This window comes from Streptomyces sp. MI02-7b (assembly GCF_033793585.1).
Lineage (GTDB): Bacteria > Actinomycetota > Actinomycetes > Streptomycetales > Streptomycetaceae > Actinacidiphila.
The window spans coordinates 166,085-189,582 of record NZ_JARAWX010000013.1 but is presented as its reverse complement, the minus strand read 5'-3'; the positions used below and the strand labels follow the sequence as shown (position 1 = coordinate 189,582).

At 71.6% G+C, this 23,498-nt stretch carries 19 protein-coding genes and 1 tRNA gene; 14 read left to right on the top strand and 6 right to left on the bottom strand.

Annotation, left to right across the window (positions count from 1 at the left end):
• Nucleotides 1-126: 126 nt before the first annotated feature.
• Nucleotides 127-1,098, bottom strand: a complete 972-nt coding sequence (locus PV364_RS22585) for a tRNA (adenine-N1)-methyltransferase (protein ID WP_319661991.1) — start codon at nt 1,096-1,098, stop codon at nt 127-129.
• Between the two features lie 128 nt (nt 1,099-1,226).
• Nucleotides 1,227-2,465, bottom strand: a complete 1,239-nt coding sequence (locus PV364_RS22580; protein ID WP_415924589.1) for a site-2 protease family protein — start codon at nt 2,463-2,465, stop codon at nt 1,227-1,229.
• Between the two features lie 97 nt (nt 2,466-2,562).
• On the opposite strand from PV364_RS22580, the gene PV364_RS22575 reads away from it, so the two are divergent.
• On the top strand, nt 2,563-3,432 hold the full coding sequence (locus PV364_RS22575; RefSeq protein ID WP_319661989.1) for a PD-(D/E)XK nuclease family protein: 870 nt from the start codon (nt 2,563-2,565) through the stop codon (nt 3,430-3,432).
• Between the two features lie 14 nt (nt 3,433-3,446).
• Nucleotides 3,447-4,118: a response regulator transcription factor gene (locus PV364_RS22570; RefSeq protein ID WP_319661988.1), complete on the top strand. Its 672-nt coding sequence runs from the start codon at nt 3,447-3,449 to the stop codon at nt 4,116-4,118.
• A gap of 60 nt (nt 4,119-4,178) precedes the next feature.
• Here the strand turns inward: PV364_RS22570 and PV364_RS22565 are convergent, their stop codons facing one another.
• The 4 genes from PV364_RS22565 to metH form a co-directional block, all read right to left on the bottom strand.
• Nucleotides 4,179-5,771: an ABC transporter substrate-binding protein gene (locus PV364_RS22565; RefSeq protein WP_319661987.1), complete on the bottom strand. Its 1,593-nt coding sequence runs from the start codon at nt 5,769-5,771 to the stop codon at nt 4,179-4,181.
• Between the two features lie 84 nt (nt 5,772-5,855).
• Nucleotides 5,856-7,448: an ABC transporter substrate-binding protein gene (locus PV364_RS22560; protein ID WP_319661986.1), complete on the bottom strand. Its 1,593-nt coding sequence runs from the start codon at nt 7,446-7,448 to the stop codon at nt 5,856-5,858.
• Between the two features lie 385 nt (nt 7,449-7,833).
• A complete protein-coding gene (locus PV364_RS22555) occupies nt 7,834-8,535 on the bottom strand; it encodes an HAD family phosphatase (RefSeq protein ID WP_319661985.1) in 702 nt (233 codons plus the stop codon).
• Nucleotides 8,536-8,656: 121 nt separating this feature from the next.
• Nucleotides 8,657-12,199: a methionine synthase gene (gene metH, locus PV364_RS22550; protein WP_319661984.1), complete on the bottom strand. Its 3,543-nt coding sequence runs from the start codon at nt 12,197-12,199 to the stop codon at nt 8,657-8,659.
• A gap of 220 nt (nt 12,200-12,419) precedes the next feature.
• Here metH and PV364_RS22545 point away from each other — a divergent pair, with 220 nt between their 5' ends.
• From PV364_RS22545 to PV364_RS22490, 12 genes are all read left to right on the top strand, one after another.
• On the top strand, nt 12,420-13,187 hold the full coding sequence (locus PV364_RS22545) for an IclR family transcriptional regulator (protein ID WP_319661983.1): 768 nt from the start codon (nt 12,420-12,422) through the stop codon (nt 13,185-13,187).
• A 221-nt stretch (nt 13,188-13,408) separates the two neighbouring features.
• Entirely contained in the window at nt 13,409-14,224 is an 816-nt protein-coding gene (locus PV364_RS22540; protein ID WP_319661982.1) for an MIP/aquaporin family protein, read from the top strand.
• Between the two features lie 48 nt (nt 14,225-14,272).
• Nucleotides 14,273-15,799, top strand: a complete 1,527-nt coding sequence (gene glpK / locus PV364_RS22535; RefSeq protein ID WP_319661980.1) for a glycerol kinase GlpK — start codon at nt 14,273-14,275, stop codon at nt 15,797-15,799.
• A 7-nt stretch (nt 15,800-15,806) separates the two neighbouring features.
• Entirely contained in the window at nt 15,807-17,417 is a 1,611-nt protein-coding gene (locus tag PV364_RS22530) for a glycerol-3-phosphate dehydrogenase/oxidase (protein ID WP_319661979.1), read from the top strand.
• A 195-nt stretch (nt 17,418-17,612) separates the two neighbouring features.
• The gene (locus PV364_RS22525) at nt 17,613-17,999 is read left to right on the top strand and encodes a GntR family transcriptional regulator (protein WP_319661978.1); all 387 of its coding nucleotides are present in this window, start codon (nt 17,613-17,615) and stop codon (nt 17,997-17,999) included.
• Nucleotides 17,996-18,904, top strand: a complete 909-nt coding sequence (locus PV364_RS22520; RefSeq protein WP_319661977.1) for an ABC transporter ATP-binding protein — start codon at nt 17,996-17,998, stop codon at nt 18,902-18,904. The genes PV364_RS22525 and PV364_RS22520 overlap by 4 nt, the downstream gene beginning before the upstream one ends.
• On the top strand, nt 18,901-19,824 hold the full coding sequence (locus tag PV364_RS22515) for an ABC transporter permease (protein WP_319661976.1): 924 nt from the start codon (nt 18,901-18,903) through the stop codon (nt 19,822-19,824). The genes PV364_RS22520 and PV364_RS22515 overlap by 4 nt, the downstream gene beginning before the upstream one ends.
• A gap of 60 nt (nt 19,825-19,884) precedes the next feature.
• Nucleotides 19,885-20,652: a nucleoside phosphorylase gene (locus tag PV364_RS22510; RefSeq protein WP_319661975.1), complete on the top strand. Its 768-nt coding sequence runs from the start codon at nt 19,885-19,887 to the stop codon at nt 20,650-20,652.
• Nucleotides 20,649-21,968 carry an amidohydrolase gene (locus PV364_RS22505; RefSeq protein ID WP_319661974.1) on the top strand — a complete coding sequence of 440 codons (1,320 nt, stop codon included), beginning with the start codon at nt 20,649-20,651 and terminating at the stop codon, nt 21,966-21,968. The genes PV364_RS22510 and PV364_RS22505 overlap by 4 nt, the downstream gene beginning before the upstream one ends.
• On the top strand, nt 21,965-22,588 hold the full coding sequence (locus tag PV364_RS22500) for a sulfite oxidase-like oxidoreductase (RefSeq protein ID WP_319661973.1): 624 nt from the start codon (nt 21,965-21,967) through the stop codon (nt 22,586-22,588). The genes PV364_RS22505 and PV364_RS22500 overlap by 4 nt, the downstream gene beginning before the upstream one ends.
• Complete coding sequence (locus PV364_RS22495) at nt 22,581-23,330, top strand: ferredoxin reductase (protein ID WP_319661972.1); 750 nt, start codon at nt 22,581-22,583, stop codon at nt 23,328-23,330. Before PV364_RS22500 ends, PV364_RS22495 begins: the two co-directional genes overlap by 8 nt.
• A 66-nt stretch (nt 23,331-23,396) precedes the next feature.
• Nucleotides 23,397-23,470, top strand: a tRNA-Pro gene (locus PV364_RS22490).
• Nucleotides 23,471-23,498: the final 28 nt, after the last annotated feature.

Below are 23,498 nucleotides of genomic sequence, written 5' to 3'. Positions count from 1 at the left end.
CCGGGTCCCGTGTGTCGCGGATCTCTTATCGGTACGTCATATGACGTATGTGACAGGAGACAACGGCAGGGGAACGAAAGGCGCCGCCGCCGGAATCCCGGCGGCGGCGCTTCCCGTGGTGCGCGATCACTCCGTCGTGTCGGCCGCCTCGGCTGTCTGGTCCGCGACCGGCTCGACGGCCTCGGTCGCCTTGGCGGACCTGCCCGACGCGCGCCCGGCGCCCGGACCGGTGTAGTCCTCGCCGTACGCGCCGGGCGCGGGGCGCCTGCGCCGGAGCGGGGGCTCGACTCCGTCCGCCAGCCGGCGGGCGGTCAGCAGGAACCCGGTGTGCCCGATCATCCGGTGGTCCGGACGCACCGCGAGGCCCTCGACGTGCCAGGTGCGCACCATCGTCTCCCACGCGGACGGCTCGTTGAACGTGCCGTGCTCGCGGATCGCCTCGACGGTCCGGGCGAGCTGCGTGGTCGTCGCCACGTAGGCGCACAGGATGCCGCCGGGCACCAGGGCCTTGGAGACGGCCTCCAGGCACTCCCAGGGGGCGAGCATGTCCAGGATGACGCGGTCGACGTCGACGTCGCTGAGGTTGTCCTGCAGGTCGCCGACGGTGAGCTGCCACGCGGGGTGCGGACCGCCGAAGTAGCGCTCCACGTTCTGGGTCGCGATCTCGGCGAAGTCGGCGCGGCGCTCGTAGGAGTGAAGCATCCCCTCGTCACCGATCGCCCGCAGCAGGAACATGCTGAGCGAGCCCGAGCCCACGCCGGCCTCCACGACGCGCGCGCCGGTGAAGATGTCGGCCATGGACAGGATCTGCCCCGCGTCCTTGGGGTAGACCACGGCGGCGCCGCGGGGCATGGACAGGACGTAGTCGGGGAGCAGGGGGCGCAGCGCGAGGTAGGCGACGTTTCCCGTGGTTCGGACCACACTGCCCTCGGGGGCGCCGATCAGCTCGTCGTGCGGGAACGACCCCTTGTGGGTGTGGAAGTTCTTCCCGGCTTCGAGCGTGAACGTGTAGTGGCGTCCCTTGGGATCGGTGAGCTGGACCTGGTCCCCGACCTTGAAGGGCCCGCGACGGCGGGCGGCACCGGTCGGTTCGGACATGCGCCCCAGCCTACCGGTCTTTTCCGGGGGCTCGGTTCGCCTCCGGGGCGCCTTGTGACGGACAGGCCGTCGCGTTCCCCGTGGGCCGCGCCGGACGCTCGCGTCCGCACCGCCGGGCGGGGCGGGCCTCAGGCCGACGCGGTGGGCCGGGCCATGGCGGCGAGGAAGGCCTTCTCGACGTCCGCGGTGGACAGCACGCCGTAGATCTCGCCGGAGTTCTCCACCACCAGGTACTCCGTGGCCGGCGTCGCCCGCAGTGTGTCCAGCAGGTCCTCCCCCGCGAGTTCCGCGGAAACCTTCATGCCCGGCTTGATGTCCTGCGCCAGTCCGGAGACGGCGACCCAGGGCCGCCGGTGCTCGGGCACGCCGACGATCGCGGCCTCGCGGACCACGGCGGTGGGGGTGCCGTGGCCGTCGACGACGACGAGGGCGCGGGCCCCGGCCTCGTTGGCGCGCCGGAGGGCTTCGGAGAGCGGGGTGTCGGAGGCCACGGGCAGGGCGCGGCGGGTGAGGGTCCGCGCCTGGAGCTCGGGGAGGTGCTCACGCAGCCGGGCCATGCGCAGGGCGTTGCCCGCGCCGGTCCAGATGATCGCGGCCAGGATGGCGGCGAGCAGGGCGTCGGTGAGCGAGTCGAAGCCGGTGGCGTCGCCGGTGCCGTCGCTGAGGCCGCCCGCGTACGACAGCAGGGGCAGCCCCACCAGGACCGCGATGGCGAGGAAGCGCCCGATCCACGCGGCGGCGACGGTGCCGGTCATGGGCTTTCCGGTGATCTTCCACACCACCGCGCGCAGCATGCGCCCGCCGTCCAGCGGGAGTCCCGGCAGCAGGTTGAACGCCGCCACGAGGAGGTTGCTGATCATCAGCCCCGCCAGCAGCACGCCCGGCACGGTGCCCGGGTCCACGCCCTGCATGCCGAGGTAGAACACCCCGGCCAGGACGAGCGAGAGCAACGGCCCGATGAAGGCGAGGACAAACTCGCGCCCCGGGGTGTCGGACTCCTTCTCGATCTCCGAGACGCCGCCGAAGAACTGCAGCTGGATGCGGCGCACCGGCAGTCCGAAGCGGAGCGCGGCGACGGTGTGGGCGAGTTCGTGCACCAGGACGGAGGCGTAGAAGGCCACCGCGAAGAAGAGCGAGACGAGATAGCGGGCGGCGCCGAGTCCGGGCAGGACGCGGTCGAGTTGACCGCCGAAGACCCAGGTGATCAGGGCCGCGACCAGGAACCAGCTCGGGGCGACGTACACGGGGACGCCGAAGATGCGGCCCATGAGGATGCCGCCGCCGGGGCCGGCGGGGCGTTTGCCGGTGCCGCCGTCGGCTCCGGGAGTCTGCTCGCCGCCGTCAGGCGGCTGCTGGCTCTCGCTCACTGGTTCCCCTCGTTTTGCTGTCGGTCCGACGTCGATGGTATTGCCCGGCTGCCCGGAGCCGACACCGGCTGTCGGTGCGACCCCATAGGGTCCTGCCATGGGCACCAGCATCGAACCCGTTCCGCCGACGCCGCGAAGGCCGCCGGCCGCTCCTTCGTCGTTGTCGCCGTCGCGCGCCGCCGACTTCATGCGGTGCCCCCTGCTGTACCGGCTGCGCGTGATCGACAAGCTGCCGGAGAAGCCGAGCCCGGCCGCCGCGCGGGGCACGGTGGTGCACGCGGTGCTGGAGCGGCTCTTCGACACTCCGGCCCCCGAGCGCACGGCGGAGCGGGCGCGGGCGATGGTGCCCGGGCAGTGGCAGCGGCTGCTGGAGGAGCGTCCCGAGCTGTCCGAGCTGTTCTCCACCGAGGAGGGGCAGGAGCTGGCGGAGTGGCTGGAGGGGGCGGCCGGGCTGGTGGAGCGGTGGTTCTCGCTGGAGGACCCGACGCGGCTGGAGCCCGCGGAGCGCGAGCTGTACGTGGAGACCGAGCTGGAGTCGGGGCTGACGCTGCGCGGCTACATCGACCGGCTCGACGTGGCCCCGGCCTCCGGCGACCTGCGCGTGGTGGACTACAAGACCGGCAAGGCCCCGCGCCCGGAGTACGCGGACGAGGCGCTGTTCCAGATGAAGTTCTACGCGCTGGTGCTGTGGCGGCTGCGCGGGCTGGTGCCGCGCCGGCTGCAGCTGGTGTACCTCGGCAGCGGCGAGGTGATGACGTACGACCCCTCGGAGGAGGACCTGCTGGCGGTGGGGCGCAAGCTGGAGGCGCTGTGGCAGGCGATCCGGCGGGCCACCGAGTCCGGCGACTGGCGCCCGCGACCGAGCCGGCTCTGCGACTGGTGCGACCACCAGGCGATCTGCCCGTCGTTCGGCGGCACTCCCCCGCCGTACCCGCTGGCGGTGGTGGGGAAGAATGGGGATTCCTGAGCTGAGGAGATCACGTGGCCATTCGCGTTCTGCTGGTCGATGACCAGCCGCTGCTGCGCACCGGTTTCCGGATGATCCTGGAGGCGGAGCCGGAACTCGCGGTGGTGGGTGAGGCGGGGGACGGTCAGCAGGCGCTGGAGCAGGTGCGGGCACTGCAGCCGGACGTCGTGCTGATGGACATCCGCATGCCGCGGATGGACGGGGTGGAGGCCACCCGGCAGATCACCGGCCCCGGCCGGGACGGCCCGGCGAAGGTGCTGGTGCTGACCACCTTCGACCTGGACGAGTACGTGGTCGAGGCGCTGCGCGCGGGTGCCAGCGGCTTCCTGCTCAAGGACGCCCCGGCGCACGAACTGGTGCAGGCGATCCGGGTGGTCGCGGCGGGCGAGGCGATGCTCGCGCCGAGCATCACGCGGCGGCTGCTGGACAAGTACGCGGGCCGGCTGCCGTCGGGCGAGGAGCCGGTGCCCCAGGCGCTGCACACCCTGACCGACCGTGAGGTCGAGGTGCTGAAGCTGGTCGCGCGGGGCCTGTCGAACGCCGAGATCGCGGCGGAGCTGTTCGTCAGCGAGACGACGGTCAAGACCCATGTGGGCCACGTGCTGACGAAGCTGGCGCTGCGCGACCGGGTGCAGGCCGCGGTGTACGCGTACGAGAGCGGTCTGGTGCGCCCCGGGGCGCAGTAGTCGTCCCCCGGATGGGGCGGGGGACGTCCGGTCTGTCGGGGACCGGAGGCGCCGGACGGGTCAGCCGGCCTGCGCGACCTTCTGGATCTCCCAGAAGCGGAAGACGGTGGACGGGTCGAGCGTCCACTCCAGGCCGTTCACGGTGTCCTTCGCGGCCACGTACTGCTTGCCCTGCCACAGCGGGATGATCGGCACGTCGTCGGCGACCGTGTCCTGCAGCTCTTCGAAGTCCGCGGTGGTGGAGGCGCGGGCGGCCTGGGCGGCGGTGCGCGGGATCAGTTGGCCGCTGATCCGCTGGTTCACGTAGTTGTTGGACAGCACGTTGCCGTCGCCGAAGAAGGGGGCGGTGAAGTTGTCGGGGTCCGGGTAGTCGGGGACCCAGCCGCGGACGTAGACCGCGTACTTGCCCTTGGAGATGTCCTTGGCGTACTGGTCGGCGTCGGTGGTCTTGACGTCGACGTCGAACAGGCCGCTGGAGTTGAGCTGCTGGGCGATCTCGGTCAGCTCGGGCACGGTGCCGGGTCCGTAGCGGACGGGGGTGCCCCAGAGGGTGAAGCGGACCTTGTCCGTGATGCCGGCGTCGGTGAGCGCGGCCTGGGCGGCGGCCGTGTCGGCGCCCTCGCCGTAGCGGTCGAAGAACGCGGTGTTGTGGCCGGTGATGCCCTGCGGCACGATCGAGTACAGCGGGCTGGCGGTGCGGTCGTAGACGTCGCGGATGATGGCCTTGCGGTCGATCAGGTAGGCGACGGCGCGGCGGACGGCCTTGCTGGCGACCACGGGGTCCTTGACGTTGAAGACGAGGTGCTGGACCTCGGCGCCGGTGCCCTCGACGACCTTCATGCCGCTGTCCCCTGAAGCCGCCTTCTGCTGCAGGGCGGCGATGTCCTTCGCCGCCAGGCCGCGGTAGGCGAGGTCGACGCTGCCGCTCTCGAGGGCCTTCTCCAGGCCGCTCTCCTCCGCGAAGAACTTCATGGTCATACCGGAGTTGTGGACCTCCGCGGTGCCCTGGTAGCGGTCGTTGACCGAGAAGACGGCCTGGTCGCCGGCGGTGTACGTGTCCAGCCGGTACGGGCCGCTGCCTATCGCCTTGTCGTCCTCGCGGAGCTTGTCCGCCGGGTACTCGCGGTGGTCCACGATGGAGCCGGCGCCGGAGGCGATCTTCATGGGGAAGGTCGCGTCGGAGTACTTCAGGTGGAAGACGACGCGGGCTGCGGAGGGGGTGTCGATCGTCTTGATCGAGTCGAGGAGGACGGCGGGGCCGTTCTCGTCGTTGATCTTGATGGTGCGCTCGAAGGAGTACTTGACGTCCTGCGAGGTGAGGTCGTCGCCGTTGCTGAACTTCAGGCCCGGCCGCAGGGTGCAGTCGAAGGTCCGGCTGGCCGTGTCGGTGAAGGCGCAGTTCTCGGCGGCCTCGGGCTCGGGCTTGGTGGCGCCCTTGGGGAAGCTCATCAGGGACTGGAAGACGTTGTTGAAGACGATCCAGGAGCCCACGTCGTAACCGGAGGCGGGATCGACGGCGGTGACCTTGTCCGTGATCCCCATCGTGACGGATTTTCCCTCGCCACCTCCGTCGCCGCCGCCGCTTCCGCAGCCGGTGGCCAGGATCGCGGTCGCGGAGAGTGGGAGAGCCAGGAGTTGGACTCGTTTCCTCACGGGGTACCTCAAAGCGTCGTGGTGCGGATGGGCCCGGCTGCTACGGATCCGGGCGTTGTGCCCGGATCCGTACCAGCCGGCGGCTCATCCTGCCACGCCGCGCCCGAGCTCCCAGAACTGGGCCGTGGAGGAGGAATTCAGCAACCACTCGGCGCCGGTGATGTTGTCACGCGTGGTGACGAACTGCTTGTCCTGGTACAGCGGGATCACCGGCAGGTCCTGGGCCAGGATGTTCTGCATCTTGAGGAAGTCCTTGTCCGTCTCACCGCGGTCGGCGGTCTGACGGGTGCTGGGCAGCAGCGAGTTCTTGATGTCGCCGCCGGGGTAGTTCAGGTTGAGGAAGCCCTCGGCGAAGAACGGCGCGATGTAGGTGTCCGGGTCCGGGAAGTCGGGGAGCCAGCTCAGGTCGTACATCGCCCACTGGCCCTTGACCGCGCCCGGAAGGAACTTCTTCCACGGCATGCCCTTGAGGGTCACGTCGAACAGGCCGCTGCTGTTGAGCTGCTTCTGCAGGGCCAGCGCCTCTTCCTTGTTCGGCGTGGCCGGCCGGTCCGTCGGGTACGAGAACGTCAACTTGACCGGGGTGCTGATGCCGGCGGCGGACAGGACCCCGGCGGCCTTGTTGCGGCTGGGCTGCCCGTAGGTGTTGAAGTACGCGTTGCTGTGCCCGACGATGCCGGTGGGCACGGCGCCGAACAGCGGCGTCGCGGTGCGGTGGGTCACATCCCGGGTGAGCGCGCCACGGTCGACGAGGCGGGCGATCGCCTCACGCACGGCCTTGTCCTTCACCGTCGGGTCGTCGATGTTGAAGAACATGTAGCGCACGGAGGGGCTGGAGGCCTCCGTCAGCTTGATGTTCGGCTCCTTGCCCTGCTGGATGCCGGCGATCTGGTCGGAGGTGAAGGTGCGGTTCACCATGTCGATGTCGCCGTCGGTGAGCGCCTTCTCCATGTCGGCCGCCGTCTCGAAGAAGCGGACCTCGATCTTGCTGTTGTTGAGCTTGCCGACCAGGCCCTTGTAGTTCGGGTTGGCGCTGAGAACGGCCTTGCCGTCCTCCCACGAGTCCAGCTTGTAGGGGCCGGAGCCGACCATCTGCAGGCCGTCCAGCGGCTTGTCGGCGGGGTACACCTCGCTGTCGACGATGGCCGCGGCCGGGGTCGCCAGCTTGTACGGGAACGTGGCGTCGGAGGCCTTGAGGTGGAAGACGACGGTCTTCTCGTCCGGGGCCTCGACGGACTGGATGTTCGACAGGAGGCTGACCGGGCCGTAGTCGCTCTTGATCTTGATGACGCGGTCGATGGAGAACTTGACGTCCTCGGAGGTCAGCGCGTGCCCGTTGGAGAACGTCAGGCCGTCGCGCAGAGTGCAGCGGTAGGTCTCGGACTTGGTGTCCGAGAACTCGCAGGACTTCGCCGCGTCCGGGGACGGGATCGTCGCGCTGCGCTCGTAACCCAGCAGCATCTGGAAGGTGTTGTTGAAGAAGGTGTACGTGCCACCGTCGTACGAGGTGGCCGGGTCCACGGGAGAGGGCAGTTCCTTGGACACCGCTATGTGGTCGGTGGTGCCGACGACGATCGCGTCGCCGCCGCCGCTTCCCGCGTTCGAGTCGCCGCATCCGGCGAGTACGGGCGCGGCGAGGCCCATCACGGCCGGCAGCACCAGCAGCTTGCGATTCATCCTCGTTGTTCTCCCTCTTCCGGCCCTCGGCCGCGCAGTCTTGAGCGGGGCGACGATACCCGGAATTGCCGGTGCCCGGCATTCCGGCCTACCGCCCCCTGACACGGAGAAGTTGAGCCCGCGTCACAGGCGGATAACAGGGAGTGGTGCACCGATATCCGGACAGCGGAACGAACAGCCCTCCGCGCCCCAATACGGACACAACAGCACTACGCGCACCGTCAATTGACGGGCCGAAGCACGCCCGGACGGTGCTGTCGACGCCCGTCGACGTGAAAAGTATCACGCCGGCCGAGGGCCGCCGGTAAAGAATTCGGCAGCAGCGAAACGTCACGGAAAATGAGCGGCCGGGCGCCCAGAGTTTCCACTCAATTTATGGCGACGCTCAGTGAACGTCCGTAATCAGAGAGCGCAGAAATGGCACGTCGACGGCTTCGAGGGAGGCGACGACGGCCCGGCCGGGCGCGGGCTCGATCGGGGCGATCGAGGGCACCGCCACCACCTGGCACCCGGCCGCCTCCGCGGCGCGGACCCCGGTCGGGGTGTCCTCGACGACCACGCAGCGCGCCGGGTCCGCGCCCAGGCGTGCGGCGGCGTGCAGATACGACTCGGGGTGCGGCTTGCCCTGCACCACCTCGTCCCCGGCGACGGAGAACGCGAAGTGCTCGCGCCCGATGGAGAGCATCACCGCGTCGATGATGCGGCGGTGGGAGGCGGAGACCAGCGCGGCGGGCACGCCGTGCGCGGCCAGTTCGGTGAGCAGGCGCCGGGCACCCGGCATCAGCGGTACTCCCCGGCCGATGAGCTCGACGAAACGCAGGTTGATCAGCGCGGACAGCTCGGCGAGGGTGGCGTCCGTCCCGGTGACCGAGATCAGATGTCCCAGGCTGCGGGCCATCGGGCCGCCGACGACCACCTCGCGGTGCGTGTCGTCGAGGACGTGACCGAGTTGCGCGAAGACTTCCACCTCGGCGTTCCACCAGAAGCCTTCGGTGTCGACCAGCGTGCCGTCCATGTCCAGGAGGACGGCCTGCAGGCCTGCGTCCCGGGCCGGCCGGGTCTCGGTGACGGGAATACCGCTGGTCATGCGCCCCACATCCTTCGCAGTCCAGGGGGCACAAAGGCCGGTCGCCTCGCGCCCCATGGTGGTGGGGGCGTGGGACCGGCCAGGTGCCGTTCGGATCGTCCAGTGTACGACGTATGACCCGTTACCGCGCGTTGAAGTACTTCGCCTCCGGATGATGGATGACGATGGCGTCGGTGGACTGCTCCGGATGGAGCTGGAACTCCTCCGACAGCCGCACGCCGATCCGCTCGGGCTCCAGCAGCTGCGCGATCTTGGCCCGGTCCTCCAGGTCGGGGCAGGCCCCGTAGCCGAGGGAGAAGCGGGCACCGCGGTACTTCAGCGCGAACATGTCCTCCATCGCGCCCGGGTCCTCCCCGGAGAAGCCCAGCTCCGCGCGGACCCGGGCGTGCCAGTACTCGGCGAGCGCCTCGGCGAGCTGGACGGACAGGCCGTGCAGCTCCAGGTAGTCGCGGTAGGCGTCGGCGGCGAAGAGCTTGTTGGCGGCCTCGGAGACCCGGTTGCCGACCGTGACCACCTGCAGGCCGACCACGTCGGTCTCGCCGGACTCCTCCGGGCGGAAGAAGTCGGCGAGGCACAGCCGGCGGCCGCGGCGCTGCCGCGGGAAGGTGAACCGGGTCCGCTCCGCGCCGTCCTCGCCGAGGATGATCAGGTCGTCGCCCTTGGAGACGCAGCGGAAGTATCCGTAGACGACCGCCGCCTCCAGCAGGCCCTCGCTCTGCATGCGGTCCAGCAGGCCGCGCAGCCGCGGCCGGCCCTCGGTCTCCACCAGTTCCTCGTAGTCGGGACCGCCGGCGCGGGACTGCTTCAGGCCCCACTGGCCCTTGAACAGCGCGCCCTCGTCGAGCCAGGACGCGTAGTCCTTGAGCGGGATGCCCTTGACGATCCGAGAGCCCCAGAAGGGCGGGGTCGGCACGGGGTTGTCGGTGGCCACGTCCGAGCGGATCTGACCGCGGTTCTCCTCGGCCTCCCGCGCCGCGGCGGCCTCTCCGGGGCCCGTCTGCCCCTCCCGGCGGGCCACGCGCCGCTGCCGCAGCTCGGGGAGCGTGGCGCCGGGGACGCCGCGCTTGACGGCGATGAGCGCGTCCATCAACCGCAGGCCCTCGAAGGCGTCGCGGGCGTAGCGGACTTCGCCCTCGTAGATCTCGTGGAGGTCCTGCTCGACGTAAGCGCGGGTGAGGGCGGCGCCGCCGAGGATGACGGGGAACCGGGCGGCCAGCCCGCGCTGGTTGAGCTCCTCCAGGTTCTCCTTCATGATCACGGTGGACTTCACCAGCAGGCCCGACATGCCGATCACGTCCGCCGCGTGCTCCTGGGCGGCGTCGAGGATCGCCGAGACCGGCTGCTTGATGCCCAGGTTGACGACGTTGTAGCCGTTGTTGGACAGGATGATGTCCACGAGGTTCTTGCCGATGTCGTGCACGTCGCCGCGGACGGTGGCCAGCACGATGGTGCCCTTGCCGGAGGCGTCGGACTTCTCCATGTGCGGCTCGAGGTGGGCGACGGCGGTCTTCATCACCTCGGCGGACTGCAGGACGAAGGGCAGTTGCATCTGGCCGGAGCCGAAGAGCTCGCCGACGACCTTCATGCCCTCCAGCAGGGTCTCGTTGACGATGTCGAGGGCCGGACGTGCCTTCAGCGCCTCGTCGAGGTCCGCCTCCAGGCCGTTCTTCTCGCCGTCGATGATGCGCCGTTGCAGCCGTTCGTCCAGCGGCAGCGCGGCGAGTTCCTCGGCGCGGCCGGCCCTGACGGACTTGGTGTCCACGCCCTCGAACAGCTCCAGGAAACGCTGCAGCGGGTCGTAGCCCTCGCGGCGGCGGTCGTGGACGAGGTCGAGGGCGACCTCGCGCTGCTCCTCCGGGATGCGGGCGATGGGCACGATCTTGGACGCGTGGACGATCGCCGAGTCCAGGCCGGCTTCCACGCACTCGTGCAGGAAGACCGAGTTGAGCACGATGCGGGCGGCCGGGTTGAGGCCGAAGGAGATGTTGGACAGGCCGAGCGTGGTCTGCACGGCCGGGTGGCGGCGCTTGAGCTCGCGGATCGCCTCGATGGTGGCGATGCCGTCCCCGCGGGACTCCTCCTGGCCGGTGGCGATGGTGAACGTCAGGCAGTCGACGATGATGTCGCTCTCGGCGATGCCCCAGTTGCCGGTCAGGTCCGCGATGAGGCGCTCGGCGACCGCGACCTTGGCCTCCGGCGTGCGGGCCTGGCCCTCCTCGTCGATGGTGAGGGCGATCAGGGCCGCGCCGTGCTCCACGGCGAGCCGGGTGGTGCGGGCGAAGCGGGAGTCGGGGCCGTCGCCGTCCTCGTAGTTGACCGAGTTGATCACCGCGCGTCCGCCGAGCTTCTCCAGGCCCGCCCGGAGCACCTCGGGCTCGGTGGAGTCGAGCACGATCGGCAGGGTGGAGGCGGTGGCGAGCCGGCCGGCGATCTCGTTCATGTCGGCGACGCCGTCGCGGCCGACGTAGTCGACGCACAGGTCCAGGAAGTGGGCGCCCTCGCGGATCTGCTCGCGGGCCATCTCCACGCAGTCGTCCCAGCGGCCGTCCAGCATGGCCTCGCGGAACTTCTTGGAGCCGTTGGCGTTGGTGCGCTCACCGATGGCGAGGTACGCGGTGTCCTGGCGGAAGGGGACCGTCTGGTAGAGCGAGGACGCGCCCGGCTCGGGGCGCGGCTCGCGGGCGGCGACCTCGTGCCCGCGCACCCGCTCGACGACCTGCCGCAGGTGCTCGGGGGTGGTGCCGCAGCAGCCGCCGACCAGGGAGAGCCCGTACTCCCGGACGAAGACCTCCTGCGCGTCGGCGAGTTCACCGGGGGTCAGCGGGTAGTGCGCGCCGTCCTTGCCGAGGATGGGCAGGCCCGCGTTGGGCATGCAGGACAGCTGGATGCCGGCGTGCCGGGCGAGGTAGCGCAGGTGCTCGCTCATCTCGGCGGGGCCGGTGGCGCAGTTGAGGCCGATCATGTCGATGCCGAGCGGCTCCAGCGCGGTGAGCGCGGCGCCGATCTCGGATCCCAGCAGCATGGTGCCGGTGGTCTCGACGGTGACGGAGCAGATGAGCGGCGCGACCGAGTGCGCCGCGTCCAGGGCCCGCCGCGCGCCGATCAGGGCGGCCTTGGTCTGCAGCAGGTCCTGGGTGGTCTCCACGATCACCGCGTCGGCGCCGCCGGCGAGCAGGCCCGCGGCGCTCTGCTCGTAGGCGTCGCGCAGCGTCCCGTACGCGACATGGCCGAGGGTGGGGAGCTTGGTGCCCGGGCCCATGGAACCGAGCACCCAGCGGGGGCGGTCGGGGGTGGCGTAGGCGTCGGCCACCTCGCGGGCGACCCGGGCGCCTGCCTCGGCGACCTCGTGGACGCGCTCCTCGATGCCGTACTCCAGGAGGCCGGCGTGGTTGGCGCTGAAGGTGTTGGTCTCCACGCAGTCGACGCCGGCGTCGAAGTAGGCCTCGTGCACCGAGCGGACGATGTCGGGGCGGGAGATGTTCAGGATGTCGTTCAGGCCCTCGTGGCCCTGGAAGTCGTCCATCGTCGGATTCTTCGACTGGAGCATGGTGCCCATGGCCCCGTCGGCGACCACGACCCGTTGGGCGAGGGCCTCCCGGAGCGCCGCTGCGCGGGCGTGTGCCGGGGAGGTCCCCTTGGAGGAATACGACGACGGCTGGGCCATGGATGTGCTCCCTGAGTGCGACGGCTGTCGGCTTGGTGCGCACCCGCTCTCGCTGGTACGCACCAGGCCAGCGTAGCCGGGAGAGCGGAATCCGCCTCCGGCATTCCGAAGGGCGGACCGTGGTGCCACACTCATCTCTGGGATGATGATGGTCGGCATGGTCTGACAGCGTTCAGCATTGTCGACTCGTTCATGATCGTTCCTGACAGAGGGGTTGTTCATGCCAGGTCCCATCCAGTCGCTCAGCCGCGCGGCTGCGATCCTGCGGCTGCTGGCCGGCGGGGAGCGCAGGCTCGGCCTGTCGGACGTGGCCTCCTCGCTGGGCCTGGCCAAGGGGACGGCGCACGGCATCCTGCGCACCCTGCAGCAGGAGGGCTTCGTCGAGCAGGACCCGGTCTCCGGCCGCTACCAGCTGGGGGCGGAACTGCTGCGGCTGGGCAACAGCTACCTGGACGTGCACGAGCTGCGCGCCCGCGCCCTGGTGTGGACCGACGACCTGGCGCGCTCCAGCGGCGAGGCCGTCTACCTGGGCGTGCTCCACCAGCAGGGCGTGCTCATCGTCCACCACGTCTTCCGCCCCGACGACAGCCGCCAGGTGCTGGAGGTCGGCGCCATGCACCCGCTGCACAGCAGCGCGCTGGGCAAGGTGCTCTCCGCGTACGACCCGGTCGCGCACGGCGAGGTGACCGAGATGGAGCGCGAGGCGCTGACGCCGCGCACGGTCACCGGGGCCGCGGAGTTCGAGGGAGTGCTCGACCTCACACGGGCTCGCGGCTGGGGGGCGGACCTGGAGGAGACCTGGGACGGCGTGGCCTCGATCGCGGCGCCCATCCACGACCGGCACCGCATGCCGGTCGGCGCGGTCGCGGTCACCGGCGCGGTGGAACGGGTCTGCGACGACGACGGCGGCATCAGCGCCCAACTGGTCGCCGCGGTGCGGGACTGCGCCCGCGCGGTCTCCCGTGACCTGGGCGCCGGCCGGTTCTGAAGCCGGCCGGAGAACCGTCCCAGAACCTGTCGAACTCTTGACGCATCCGGTCACGCAGGAGAACACTCTCGTTCGGCGGTCGACATTGTCGAACGGAAGCCGACGGAGTCGGTACGGTGTACCTGGCCGTGGGACCGCCGGGGGGCCTAGTGACAGGCCCGCGAACCCATGAACGGGACGAGGGTTCGCCTTCCCCTGGACGAAGGACAAAGGAGTCGCACGTGTCCAGTGAGCACATCTTTCTCGGCGAGACCATCGGTACCGCCATCCTGATCCTGCTCGGCGGCGGCGTCTGCGCGGCCGTCACGCTCAAGAGCTCCAAGGCCCGCAACGCCGGCTGGCTCGCCATCACCTTCGGCTGGGGCTTCGCCGTCCTGACCGGTGCCTACATCTCGGGCAGCCTCTCCGGCGCCCACCTCAACCCGGCCGTGACCATCGGCCTCGCCGTCGACACCGGCGAGTGGAGCAAGGTCCCGGTCTACCTGGCCGGCCAGATGCTCGGCGCGATGATCGGCGCCGCGCTCGTGTGGGCCGCCTACGCGGGTCAGTTCCAGGCCCATCTGACCGACAGCGAGATCACCGGCGCCGTCGAGGGCCCCCACACCGCCGCCGCTGCCACCGACGGCACCGATGCCGCCGCCCCCGGACAGCGGCGGGCCTCCGCTCCCGGCCCGGTGCTGGGCATCTTCTCCACCGGTCCGGAGATCCGCAACGTCGTGCAGAACCTCGCGACCGAGATCATCGGCACCTTCGTCCTCGTGCTGTTCATCCTGACCCTCGGCCTCACCAAGGGCCTCAGCGTCTCCGGCACCGGCACCCTGATGGTGGCCCTGGTCGTCGTCGGCATAGGCCTCTCGCTCGGCGGCCCGACCGGTTACGCCATCAACCCCGCCCGCGACCTCGGCCCGCGCATCGTGCACGCGCTCCTGCCGCTGCCGAACAAGGGCGGTTCGGACTGGGGCTACGCCTGGATACCGGTTGTCGGCCCGATCGTGGGCGCGGTCCTCGCAGCCGGCCTCCACAGGATCGCATTCTGAGCAGTAGCACCCGACGACCCACTGGACTTTGGACTTGAGGAGCACACCGTGACCAACGCCCACACCGAAGGCCCCTTCATCGCGGCGATCGACCAGGGCACCACGTCGTCGCGCTGCATCATCTTCGACAAGGACGGCCGCATCGTCTCGGTCGGACAGAAGGAGCACGAGCAGATCTTCCCGAAGCCGGGATGGGTCGAGCACAACGCCGCGGAGATCTGGACCAACGTCCAGGAGGTCGTCGCCGAGGCCGTCTCCAAGGCGGGCATCACCGCCGCCGACGTCAAGGCCATCGGCATCACCAACCAGCGCGAGACCACGCTGCTGTGGGACAAGGCGACCGGCGAGCCGGTGCACAACGCGCTCGTCTGGCAGGACACCCGCACCGACGCCCTGTGCAAGGAGCTCGGCCGCAACGTCGGCCAGGACCGCTTCCGCCGGGAGACCGGCCTGCCGCTGGCCTCCTACTTCTCCGGTCCGAAGATCCGCTGGCTGCTGGACAACGTCGAGGGGCTGCGCGAGCGCGCCGAGGCCGGCGAGATCCTCTTCGGCACCATGGACAGCTGGGTGATCTGGAACCTCACCGGCGGTGTCAACGGCGGACGGCACGTCACCGACGTCACCAACGCCTCCCGCACGCTGCTGATGAACCTGCACACCCTGGACTGGGACGACAAGATCGTCTCGTCCCTCGGCATCCCGGCCGCGGTCCTCCCGGAGATCCGCTCCTCCGCCGAGGTGTACGGCGAGGCGGCCTCGGGCGCCCTGGCCGGTGTGCCGGTCGCCTCCGCGCTCGGCGACCAGCAGGCCGCGCTGTTCGGCCAGACGTGCTACTCCGAGGGCGAGGCCAAGTCCACCTACGGCACGGGCACCTTCCTGCTGATGAACACCGGCGACAAGCCGATCAACAGCTACAACGGCCTGATCACCACCGTCGGCTACCGCATCGGCGACCAGAAGCCGGTGTACGCCCTGGAGGGCTCGATCGCCGTCACCGGTTCGCTGGTGCAGTGGATGCGCGACCAGATGGGCCTGATCAAGACGGCGGCCGAGATCGAGACGCTGGCCATGTCGGTCGAGGACAACGGCGGCGCCTACTTCGTGCCGGCCTTCTCCGGTCTGTTCGCCCCGTACTGGCGCTCCGACGCCCGAGGGGTGATCGCGGGCCTCACCCGGTACGTGACCAAGGCGCACATCGCCCGCGCGGTGCTGGAGGCGACCGCCTGGCAGACCCGCGAGATCGTCGACGCGATGACCAAGGACTCGGGCGTGGAGCTCACCGCGCTCAAGGTCGACGGCGGCATGACCGCCAACAACCTGCTCATGCAGACCCTCGCCGACTTCCTGGACGCGCCCGTCGTGCGCCCGCTGGTCGCCGAGACCACCTGCCTGGGCGCGGCCTACGCCGCCGGTCTGGCGGTGGGCTTCTGGTCGGACACCGACGAGCTGCGCGCCAACTGGCGTCGGGCCGCCGAATGGACCCCGCGGATGGACGCCGACGTCCGCGACCGCGAGTACAAGAGCTGGCTCAAGGCCGTCGAGCGGACCATGGGCTGGATCGACGAGGAGAAGTGAATCGATCATGACAACCCTGCAGCACGTCCCGGGCCTCGGGACGCATCCGATCGCCGGCCGGAACCCGGGCCGCGCCGAGACCCGGGAACTGCTGAGCCGCGCGGGCTACGACCTGCTGGTCATCGGCGGCGGCATCCTGGGCACCTCCGTGGCCTGGCACGCCGCGCAGTCGGGGCTGCGGGTGGCGATGGTGGACGCCGGCGACTTCGCCGGCGCCACCAGTTCCGCCTCCTCCAAGCTCGTCCACGGCGGTCTGCGCTACCTGCAGACCGGCGCGGTCAAACTGGTGGCGGAGAACCACATGGAACGCCGGGTGCTGGCCAAGGACGTGGCCCCGCACCTGGTGAACCCGCTCACCTTCTACCTGCCGGTCTACAAGGGCGGCCCGGTCGGCGCCGCCAAGCTCGGTGCGGGTGTCTTCGCCTACTCGGCGCTGTCCGCCTTCGGTGACGGGGTGGGCAGGATCATCTCCCCGTCCCGGGCGGCCGCCGCCAACCCCGCGCTGCGCACGGACGACCTGAAGGCCGTCGCCGTCTACTACGACCACCAGATGAACGACTCGCGGATGGCGGTCATGACGGTGCGCGCGGCCGTCGAGGCGGGCGCGGTCGTCCTCAACCACGCGGAGGTCACCGGGCTGCGCTTCACCCACGGCCGGGTCAGCGGCGCCGACCTCAAGGACCGGCTGGACGGCACCGAGTTCGGTGTCGACGCCCGCCTGGTGCTCAATGCCACCGGCCCGTGGGTCGACCACCTGCGGCAGATGGAGGACAAGGGCGCCGCGCCCAGCATCCGGCTGTCCAAGGGCGCCCACATCGTCCTGAAGCGCAAGGCGCCGTGGCGGGCGGCCATGGCGACGCCGATCGACAAGTACCGCATCACCTTCGCGCTGCCGTGGGAGGACCAGTTGCTGCTGGGCACCACGGACGAGGAGTACACGGGAGACCCGGCCGACGTACGGGCGACCGACGCCGACATCCGGCAGATCCTGGACGAGGCTGCCCACTCCGTGCGGGACGAGCACCTGTCCCCCGACCTGATCACCTACGCCTTCGCGGGCCTGCGGGTACTGCCGGGCGGCCCCGGCGGCGTGGAGAAGGCCAAGCGCGAGACGGTCGTGTCCGAGGGCAGCGGCGGCATGCTGTCGGTCGCGGGCGGCAAGTGGACCACGTACCGGCACATCGGGCGCACCGTGATGGCCAAGCTCGCCAAGCTGCCCGGCGGCCCGCTCAACGAGGACATGCAGCCGCTGGACCAGCTGCCGCGCCGGGTACCGCTGCCGGGGGTCGCCAACCCGAACGCGGTCGCCCACCGGCTGCTCGTGGACCGCGACCCGGGCCACCGCATCGACCCGCTGACGGCCCGCCACCTGGCCACTCACTACGGGGCGCTGTCCTTCGACATCGCCCGCATGGTGAACGAGGACCCCGCGCTCGGCGAGCGCATCCACCCCGACGGCCCGGAGATATGGGCCCAGGTCGTCTACGCCCGCGACCACGAGTGGGCGCGGACCGCGGACGACGTACTGCGCCGCCGCACCACCTTGACGGTACGGGGGCTGGACACCGCGGACGTCCGTACGCGCGTGGAGGCCGTGCTGGCCGGCCGGCGCGACTGACCCTCTCGCCACGGGCCCGGGTGGGCTGTGCGACCGAGCCGAACGGCTGGTCCGCACAGCCCACCCGGGCCTTTCGCGTTCCGGCGCCACGGTCCGCCAACCCGCCCCGCGACAGGACGGGTTGGCGCCGGGTTGACATCGGCGCCTCCCTGAAACACTCTTTAACTACTTGATTAGTTAAAGGGGGGTTGTCGCATGGTCGAGTTCCGCATCGACCGGCGCAGTGGGGTCGCCACCTACCTGCAGATCGTCCATCAGACCAAGCAGGCCCTGCGGCTCGGGCTGCTCCGGCCCGGCGACCAGCTGCCCACCGCCCGCCAAGTGGTCGAGACGGCCGTCGTCAATCCGAACACCGTGCTGAAGGCCTACCGCGAACTCGAGCGGGAGGGGCTGGTGGTGGCCCGCCGCGGCCTCGGCACCTTCGTGCAGAAGTCGCTCGGCGCCGCGCCCGCGGACTCTCCGCTCGCCGCGGAACTGGCCGCGTGGATGCGCCGGGCACGCGAGGGCGGACTCGACCGTGAGGACGCCTCCGCGCTGTTCACCTCCGTGCTGGACCAGGAGTTCTCCGAGGGGGAGAAATGAACGAGGAAACGGCCGCCGTCGAGGCGTCCGGGCTCACCGTGGGATATCCGTGGCGCCGCGAGCCCGTGCTGCGGGACTGCGCCTTCCGGCTGCCCGCGGGGCGGATCTGCGCACTCGTCGGGCCCAACGGCGCGGGCAAGTCGACGCTCCTCGCGGTGGCCGCGGGGTTGCTCCGGCCCGCGGAAGGGGAGATACGGGTGTTCGGTAAGGCGCCGGCCGCCGCACGCGCCCGCGTCGCGTACGTCGCCCAGGACAAACCCCTGTACCCGCACCTCACCGTCGCCGCGACGCTGCGCCTCGGCGCCGAACTGAACCCGGACCGCTGGCACCACGAGGCGGCGACGCGCATCGTTGAGGCCGGCGGCCTGTCCCCGAAGGCGCGGATCCGCTCGCTGTCCGGCGGCCAGCGCACCCGCGTCGCCCTCGCCCTGGCGCTCGGCAAACGGCCCGACCTGCTCCTGCTCGACGAGCCGATGTCCGGACTCGACCCGCAGGCCCGGCACGAACTGACCGGCGCGCTCCTGGCCGAGGCGGTGGAGCACGGCACGACCGTCGTGATGAGCTCCCACATCGTCTCGGAACTGGAGGACTCCTGCGACCACCTGCTGCTGCTCGGCGGCGGCCAGGTCCGGCTGGCGGGCGGGATCGAGGAACTGCTGGCGGCCCACCGCCTGCTGACCGGTGTCGGCGAGGACCACGGAACCCACACCGTCGTCGAGCAGCGCGCCTCGGGCCGGGGACGCACGGCGCTGGTCCGGCCCGGCGGGGCCATCGACGGCGACCGCTGGCTGGTGGAGAACCCCGGTCTGGACGAGCTGGTCCTCGCCCACCTGCGCAATCCCGGGGCACCCGCCCTCGTCATCGGCAGCAGCGTTCCCACGTCCCGGCAGGAGGCCACCGCATGACCGCCCTGACGCTCCCCCCGCGCCGCCTGCGCGACCGGCACGGCCTGACCTGGTCGGTGCTGCGGGTGCACCGTACGGCCCTGTGGGTCTGGGCCGCCGTCGTGGCCGCCGGGGTCGGCGGACTCCTGTGGTCGTACCGGCAGGCCACGGGGAACGCCGGGGACGGCCTCCCCCTCGACGACTTCGCCGGCCTCCGCCTGGCCGGCAGCGCGATCCTCCTCCTGCCGCCGGTCGTCGCCGCCTTCGCGGGCGGCGCGCTGATCGGCCGGGAGCTCGAGAACGGCACCGCCGCACTCGCCTGGACCCAGTCGGTCAGCCCGGCCCGCTGGCTCGCCGCCAAACTCGCCGTGCCCGCCCTGGCGCTCACGGCGGGCATGACCGTCCTGACGCTGCTCTTCCGCTGGGTCTGGACGTCCGGTACGAGCGACGCGGCACCCGGTTGGTACGAGAAGGACGTCTTCTTCGCCGGCGGCCCGGTCGGGCTCGCGTACGTCCTGCTCGGGCTGGCACTGGGCGCGCTGAGCGGCCTGCTGATGCGGCGGACGCTCAGCGGTCTCGGCTTCGCCTTCTTCGCGACCGTCCTCGTCCACTTCACCCTCGTCACGTTCCGGTCCCGTCTGTGGCCGACGACCCGGTGGACCGGCTTCGAGGCGGCCCGGCTGCCCGCCAGTGCCGACCGGATCGAGGTCGGCCTCGTCACGGCCGCCGGGAAACCCCTCTCCGGGACCCAGTGCAATATGGACGTGCCGAGGGAGTTCGAGCAGTGCCTGCGGGACATGGGCGCCGCGGACGCCTACGCCGTGGTCCACCCCGCCTCGCACTACTGGCCGCTCCAGTTCGTCGAGTCGGGGATCGTCCTGGCCGTGGCCGCCCTCGCCTGCGTCGCGGCCTTCGGGCTGCTGCGCCGCCGGGCGGCCTGAAGCGGTCCGGCGCGATCCGTGTAGCGTCCGGGAGCACCGCCGACCGCGCCTGGAGGACCGATGACCGCCGATCCGCAGCCCATCACCCGCATTCCCCGCACGGGGCTGCCCGCCCACGCGGTCGTCGTGGGCGACCCGGCGCGGGCGGCGGAGGTCGCCGGGATGCTGGCGCAGGCGAGGGAGGTGGCGTACCACCGCGAGTACCGCACCTTCACGGGCACGTGGAAGGGCACGGACGTGGTGGTCGCCTCGCACGGCGTGGGCGCCCCGGGGGCGATGCTGCTGTTCCAGGAGCTGGCCGACGCCGGGGTCCGTACGATCCTGCGACTGGGCACCGCCGGGGCGATCGCGGCCGGGATCGGCGACGGCGACCTGGTGATCGCCGAGGCGGCCGTACGCGACGACGGGGTCACGCAGCAGCTCCTGCCGCCGGAGTACCCGGCGTTCGCGGCGCCTGAGGCGGTCCTGGCCCTGCAGCGCGCGGCCCGGGCGCTGGAGGCGCCGCACCACCGCGGGGTGGTCTGGACGCGGGCCGCCTTCCAGCCGGGCTTCCTGCCGCTGCCGGGCGAGGCGTACACGGCCGCCGGGATCGCGGCCATCGAGATGGAGCTGTCGGCGCTGCTGGTGCTCGCCTCCACCCGGGGCCTGGTCGCGGGCGGCGCGCTCGTCGTGGACGGGGCGAACGCGGACGACCTGGTCGACGTCGAGGCGACCGGCGGCTACGACCCGTACCGGGCGGTGGTCGCCGAGGGGGTTGCCCGCGGCAGCCGGGTAACGTTGGACGCCTTGCATCTGCTGGCCACCGAGTACGGAAGCGACGTGAAGTGAGCGTTCAGGACGCCGATCTGCTGGTGCACGGCGGCACTGTGCTGACCGTCGACGCGGCGGGCACCGTCGTGCCGGACGGCGCGGTCGCGGTGCGCGGCGGCGCGATCGTGGCCGTCGGCCCGGCGGCGGAGGTCCGCGCCGCGTACCGGGCCGCCGAGGAGATCGACGCGACGGGCCGCCTGGTGCTGCCCGGCCTGATCAACACCCACACGCACCTGGCGATGACCCTGCTGCGGGGCTGCGCCGACGACGTGGACCTGCAGGAGTTCCTGGCCCGGGTGATCCCCCGCGAGGCCGAGCTGCTCTCGCCGCCCGCGGTGGCGGCCGGGGTGCGGGTCGCGGTGGCGGAGAGCGTGCGCGCGGGCGTCACCACCGGCCTGGACATGTACTGGTTCCACGAGGCCGCCGAGGAGGCCGCCCGGGAGGCGGGCTGGCGGCTGCTGGCCGGCCCGACGTTCATGGACGTCCCCGGCCCGCCGGACGGCCGCGCCTACGCGGAGCGCATGCCCTGGGCCGCCGCCGACCTGGCGGCACGCGCGTCCGGTGCGCCGGGTACCCGCCCCGTGCTCTTCGCGCACAGCGCCTACACCCTGGACCCCGACCAGCTGGTGGCGATCAGCGGGCTCGCCCGCGAGCACGGCGCGCTGCTGCACGTCCACGCGGCGGAGAACGCCGCCGAGGTCGCCATGGTCGTCGAACGCCACGGCAAGCGCCCGGTGGAACTGCTGGACTCGCTCGGGGTGCTCGGCCCCGACGTGCTCCTCGCGCACGCCGTGGACCTCTCCGACGGCGAGATCGCCGCGCTGGCCAGGACCGGCACGGCCGTCGCGCACTGCCCGGTGTCCAACCTGAAGCTGGGCTGCGGCATCGCCCGCGTCCCCGACCTGCTGGCCGCCGGTGTGACGGTCGGCCTCGGCACCGACGGCGTGGTCAGCTCCAACACCCTCGACGTGCTCGGCGCGGTGCGCGCCGCCGCCCTGGTCCACAAGGCGTCCGGCGACCCCACCGCCGTGGGCGCCGAGCAGGCGGTGCGGATGGCGACGATCGAGGCCGCCCGCGCGCTGGGCCTGGACGCCCACCTCGGCTCGCTGGAGCCCGGCAAGCGCGCCGACCTCGTCGTCCTCGACCTGGGCGGGCCGCACCTGGCCCCGCGCCACGACCCGTGGTCGATGCTCGCGTACGCCGCCGCGGCCGCCGATGTGCGCGACACCGTCGTGGACGGCCGCGTCCTGATGCGCGACCGCGCCCTGCTCACCCTGGACGAACCGGCCGCGCTGCGCGCGCTGGAGGCGCTGGAGCAGGAGCACCCGGCATGACCTCCGCGCGGGAACCCACCCGCGGCTTCACCGGCCGTGCCCGGGCCGCCGACCGCGACCCGCGGCTGCCACCCGGCCAGTACGACGCGCGCGACGAGTGGCCGGTGCTGTCCGCCGAGGTCACCCCGCGGCTCACCGCGGAGCAGTGGACGTTCCGCGTCGACGGCCTGGTGGCGGCGCCGCGCACCTGGACCTGGGACGAGGCGCGGGCCCTGCCCCGGTCCTCCTACCGCGGTGACATCCACTGCGTGACCGGGTGGTCCAAGTTCGGCGTGCACTTCGGCGGGGTGTCGCTGGACGCCTTCCTCGAAGAGGTACGCCCCTCCCCCGCCGCGACGCACGTCGTGGCGTACGCGCACACCGGCTACGCCGCCGACCTGCCGCTCGCCGACGTCACCGGCGGCCGGGCCTGGATCGCCTTCGAGTACGACGGTGCGCCGCTCGCCCCCGAGCACGGCGGCCCGGCCCGGCTGGTCGTGCCGCACCTGTACTTCTGGAAGAGCGCCAAGTGGATCGCGGGCATCCGGCTGCTCGACCACGACGAGGCCGGCTTCTGGGAGCAGAACGGCTACCACCCTCGGGGCAACCCGTGGCAGGAGCAGCGCTACGCCCATGACTGACCTCTCCGCCCCCGCCTTCGTCCCGCCGACCCGCTTCGCCGTGCCCGGCCGCGTCGCGGTGAGCGGCGCCGCCGCCGCGGTGTGGCGGCGCGCCACGCTCACCGAGGTCCGCCGGGAGACCCCCCGCGCCGCCACCTTCCGGTTCGCGGTGCCCGGCTGGGCCGGGCACCTGCCGGGCCAGTACCTCACGCTGCGGCTGACGGCGGGCGACGGCTACACGGCACAGCGCAACTACTCGCTCGCCTCCGCGCCGGACGGCTCAGGCCACATCGAGCTCACCCTCGACCACGTCGCCGACGGCGAGGTCTCCGGCCATCTGCACCGCGTCGCCCGGCCCGGCGACGCCTTCGAGGTGCGCGGCCCGCACAGCGGCTTCTTCGCCTGGTCCGGCGACCGGCCCGCGCTGCTGCTCGGCGCCGGTTCCGGGGTCGTGCCGCTGATGTCGATGATCCGCCACCGCCGGCTGCGCGGGCTGGACGTGCCGTTGCGGCTGATCGTCTCCGCCCGAACGCCCGAGGACCTGATCTACGCCCGCGAGTACGGCGCGGAGACCACCGTCGTCCTCACCCGCGCCCAGGGCCGGCTCGGCGCCGCGCATCTGGCCCCCTACCTGGCCGATCCGCCGCCGGGCGGCTGGGAGGCGTACGTGTGCGGCGGCAACGGCTTCGCGGAGCACGCCTCCCGCCTCCTGGTGGACGGCGGGCAGCCGGCGGGGCGGATCCGCATCGAGCGATTCGGCTGATCAGCGACCTTCGGGTATTCTCCTCTTTACGTGATCTTCCGGGGCACCGCCCCGGCCGGTCCGCACCGGGACGTGGCGCAGCTTGGTAGCGCACTTGACTGGGGGTCAAGGGGTCGCAGGTTCAAATCCTGTCGTCCCGACGGTGTGACAAACGTCGTCGCAGTTCGA

Coding starts and splice junctions, on each gene's coding strand:
- PV364_RS22585 (WP_319661991.1), bottom strand. CDS start 1,098: ATGTCCGAACCGACCGGTGCCGCCCGCCGTCGCGGGCCCTTCAAGGTC.
- PV364_RS22575 (WP_319661989.1), top strand. CDS start 2,563: ATGGGCACCAGCATCGAACCCGTTCCGCCGACGCCGCGAAGGCCGCCG.
- PV364_RS22560 (WP_319661986.1), bottom strand. CDS start 7,448: ATGAATCGCAAGCTGCTGGTGCTGCCGGCCGTGATGGGCCTCGCCGCG.
- PV364_RS22555 (WP_319661985.1), bottom strand. CDS start 8,535: ATGACCAGCGGTATTCCCGTCACCGAGACCCGGCCGGCCCGGGACGCA.
- metH (WP_319661984.1), bottom strand. CDS start 12,199: ATGGCCCAGCCGTCGTCGTATTCCTCCAAGGGGACCTCCCCGGCACAC.
- PV364_RS22545 (WP_319661983.1), top strand. CDS start 12,420: ATGCCAGGTCCCATCCAGTCGCTCAGCCGCGCGGCTGCGATCCTGCGG.
- PV364_RS22530 (WP_319661979.1), top strand. CDS start 15,807: ATGACAACCCTGCAGCACGTCCCGGGCCTCGGGACGCATCCGATCGCC.
- PV364_RS22525 (WP_319661978.1), top strand. CDS start 17,613: ATGGTCGAGTTCCGCATCGACCGGCGCAGTGGGGTCGCCACCTACCTG.
- PV364_RS22520 (WP_319661977.1), top strand. CDS start 17,996: ATGAACGAGGAAACGGCCGCCGTCGAGGCGTCCGGGCTCACCGTGGGA.
- PV364_RS22515 (WP_319661976.1), top strand. CDS start 18,901: ATGACCGCCCTGACGCTCCCCCCGCGCCGCCTGCGCGACCGGCACGGC.
- PV364_RS22510 (WP_319661975.1), top strand. CDS start 19,885: ATGACCGCCGATCCGCAGCCCATCACCCGCATTCCCCGCACGGGGCTG.
- PV364_RS22500 (WP_319661973.1), top strand. CDS start 21,965: ATGACCTCCGCGCGGGAACCCACCCGCGGCTTCACCGGCCGTGCCCGG.
- PV364_RS22495 (WP_319661972.1), top strand. CDS start 22,581: ATGACTGACCTCTCCGCCCCCGCCTTCGTCCCGCCGACCCGCTTCGCC.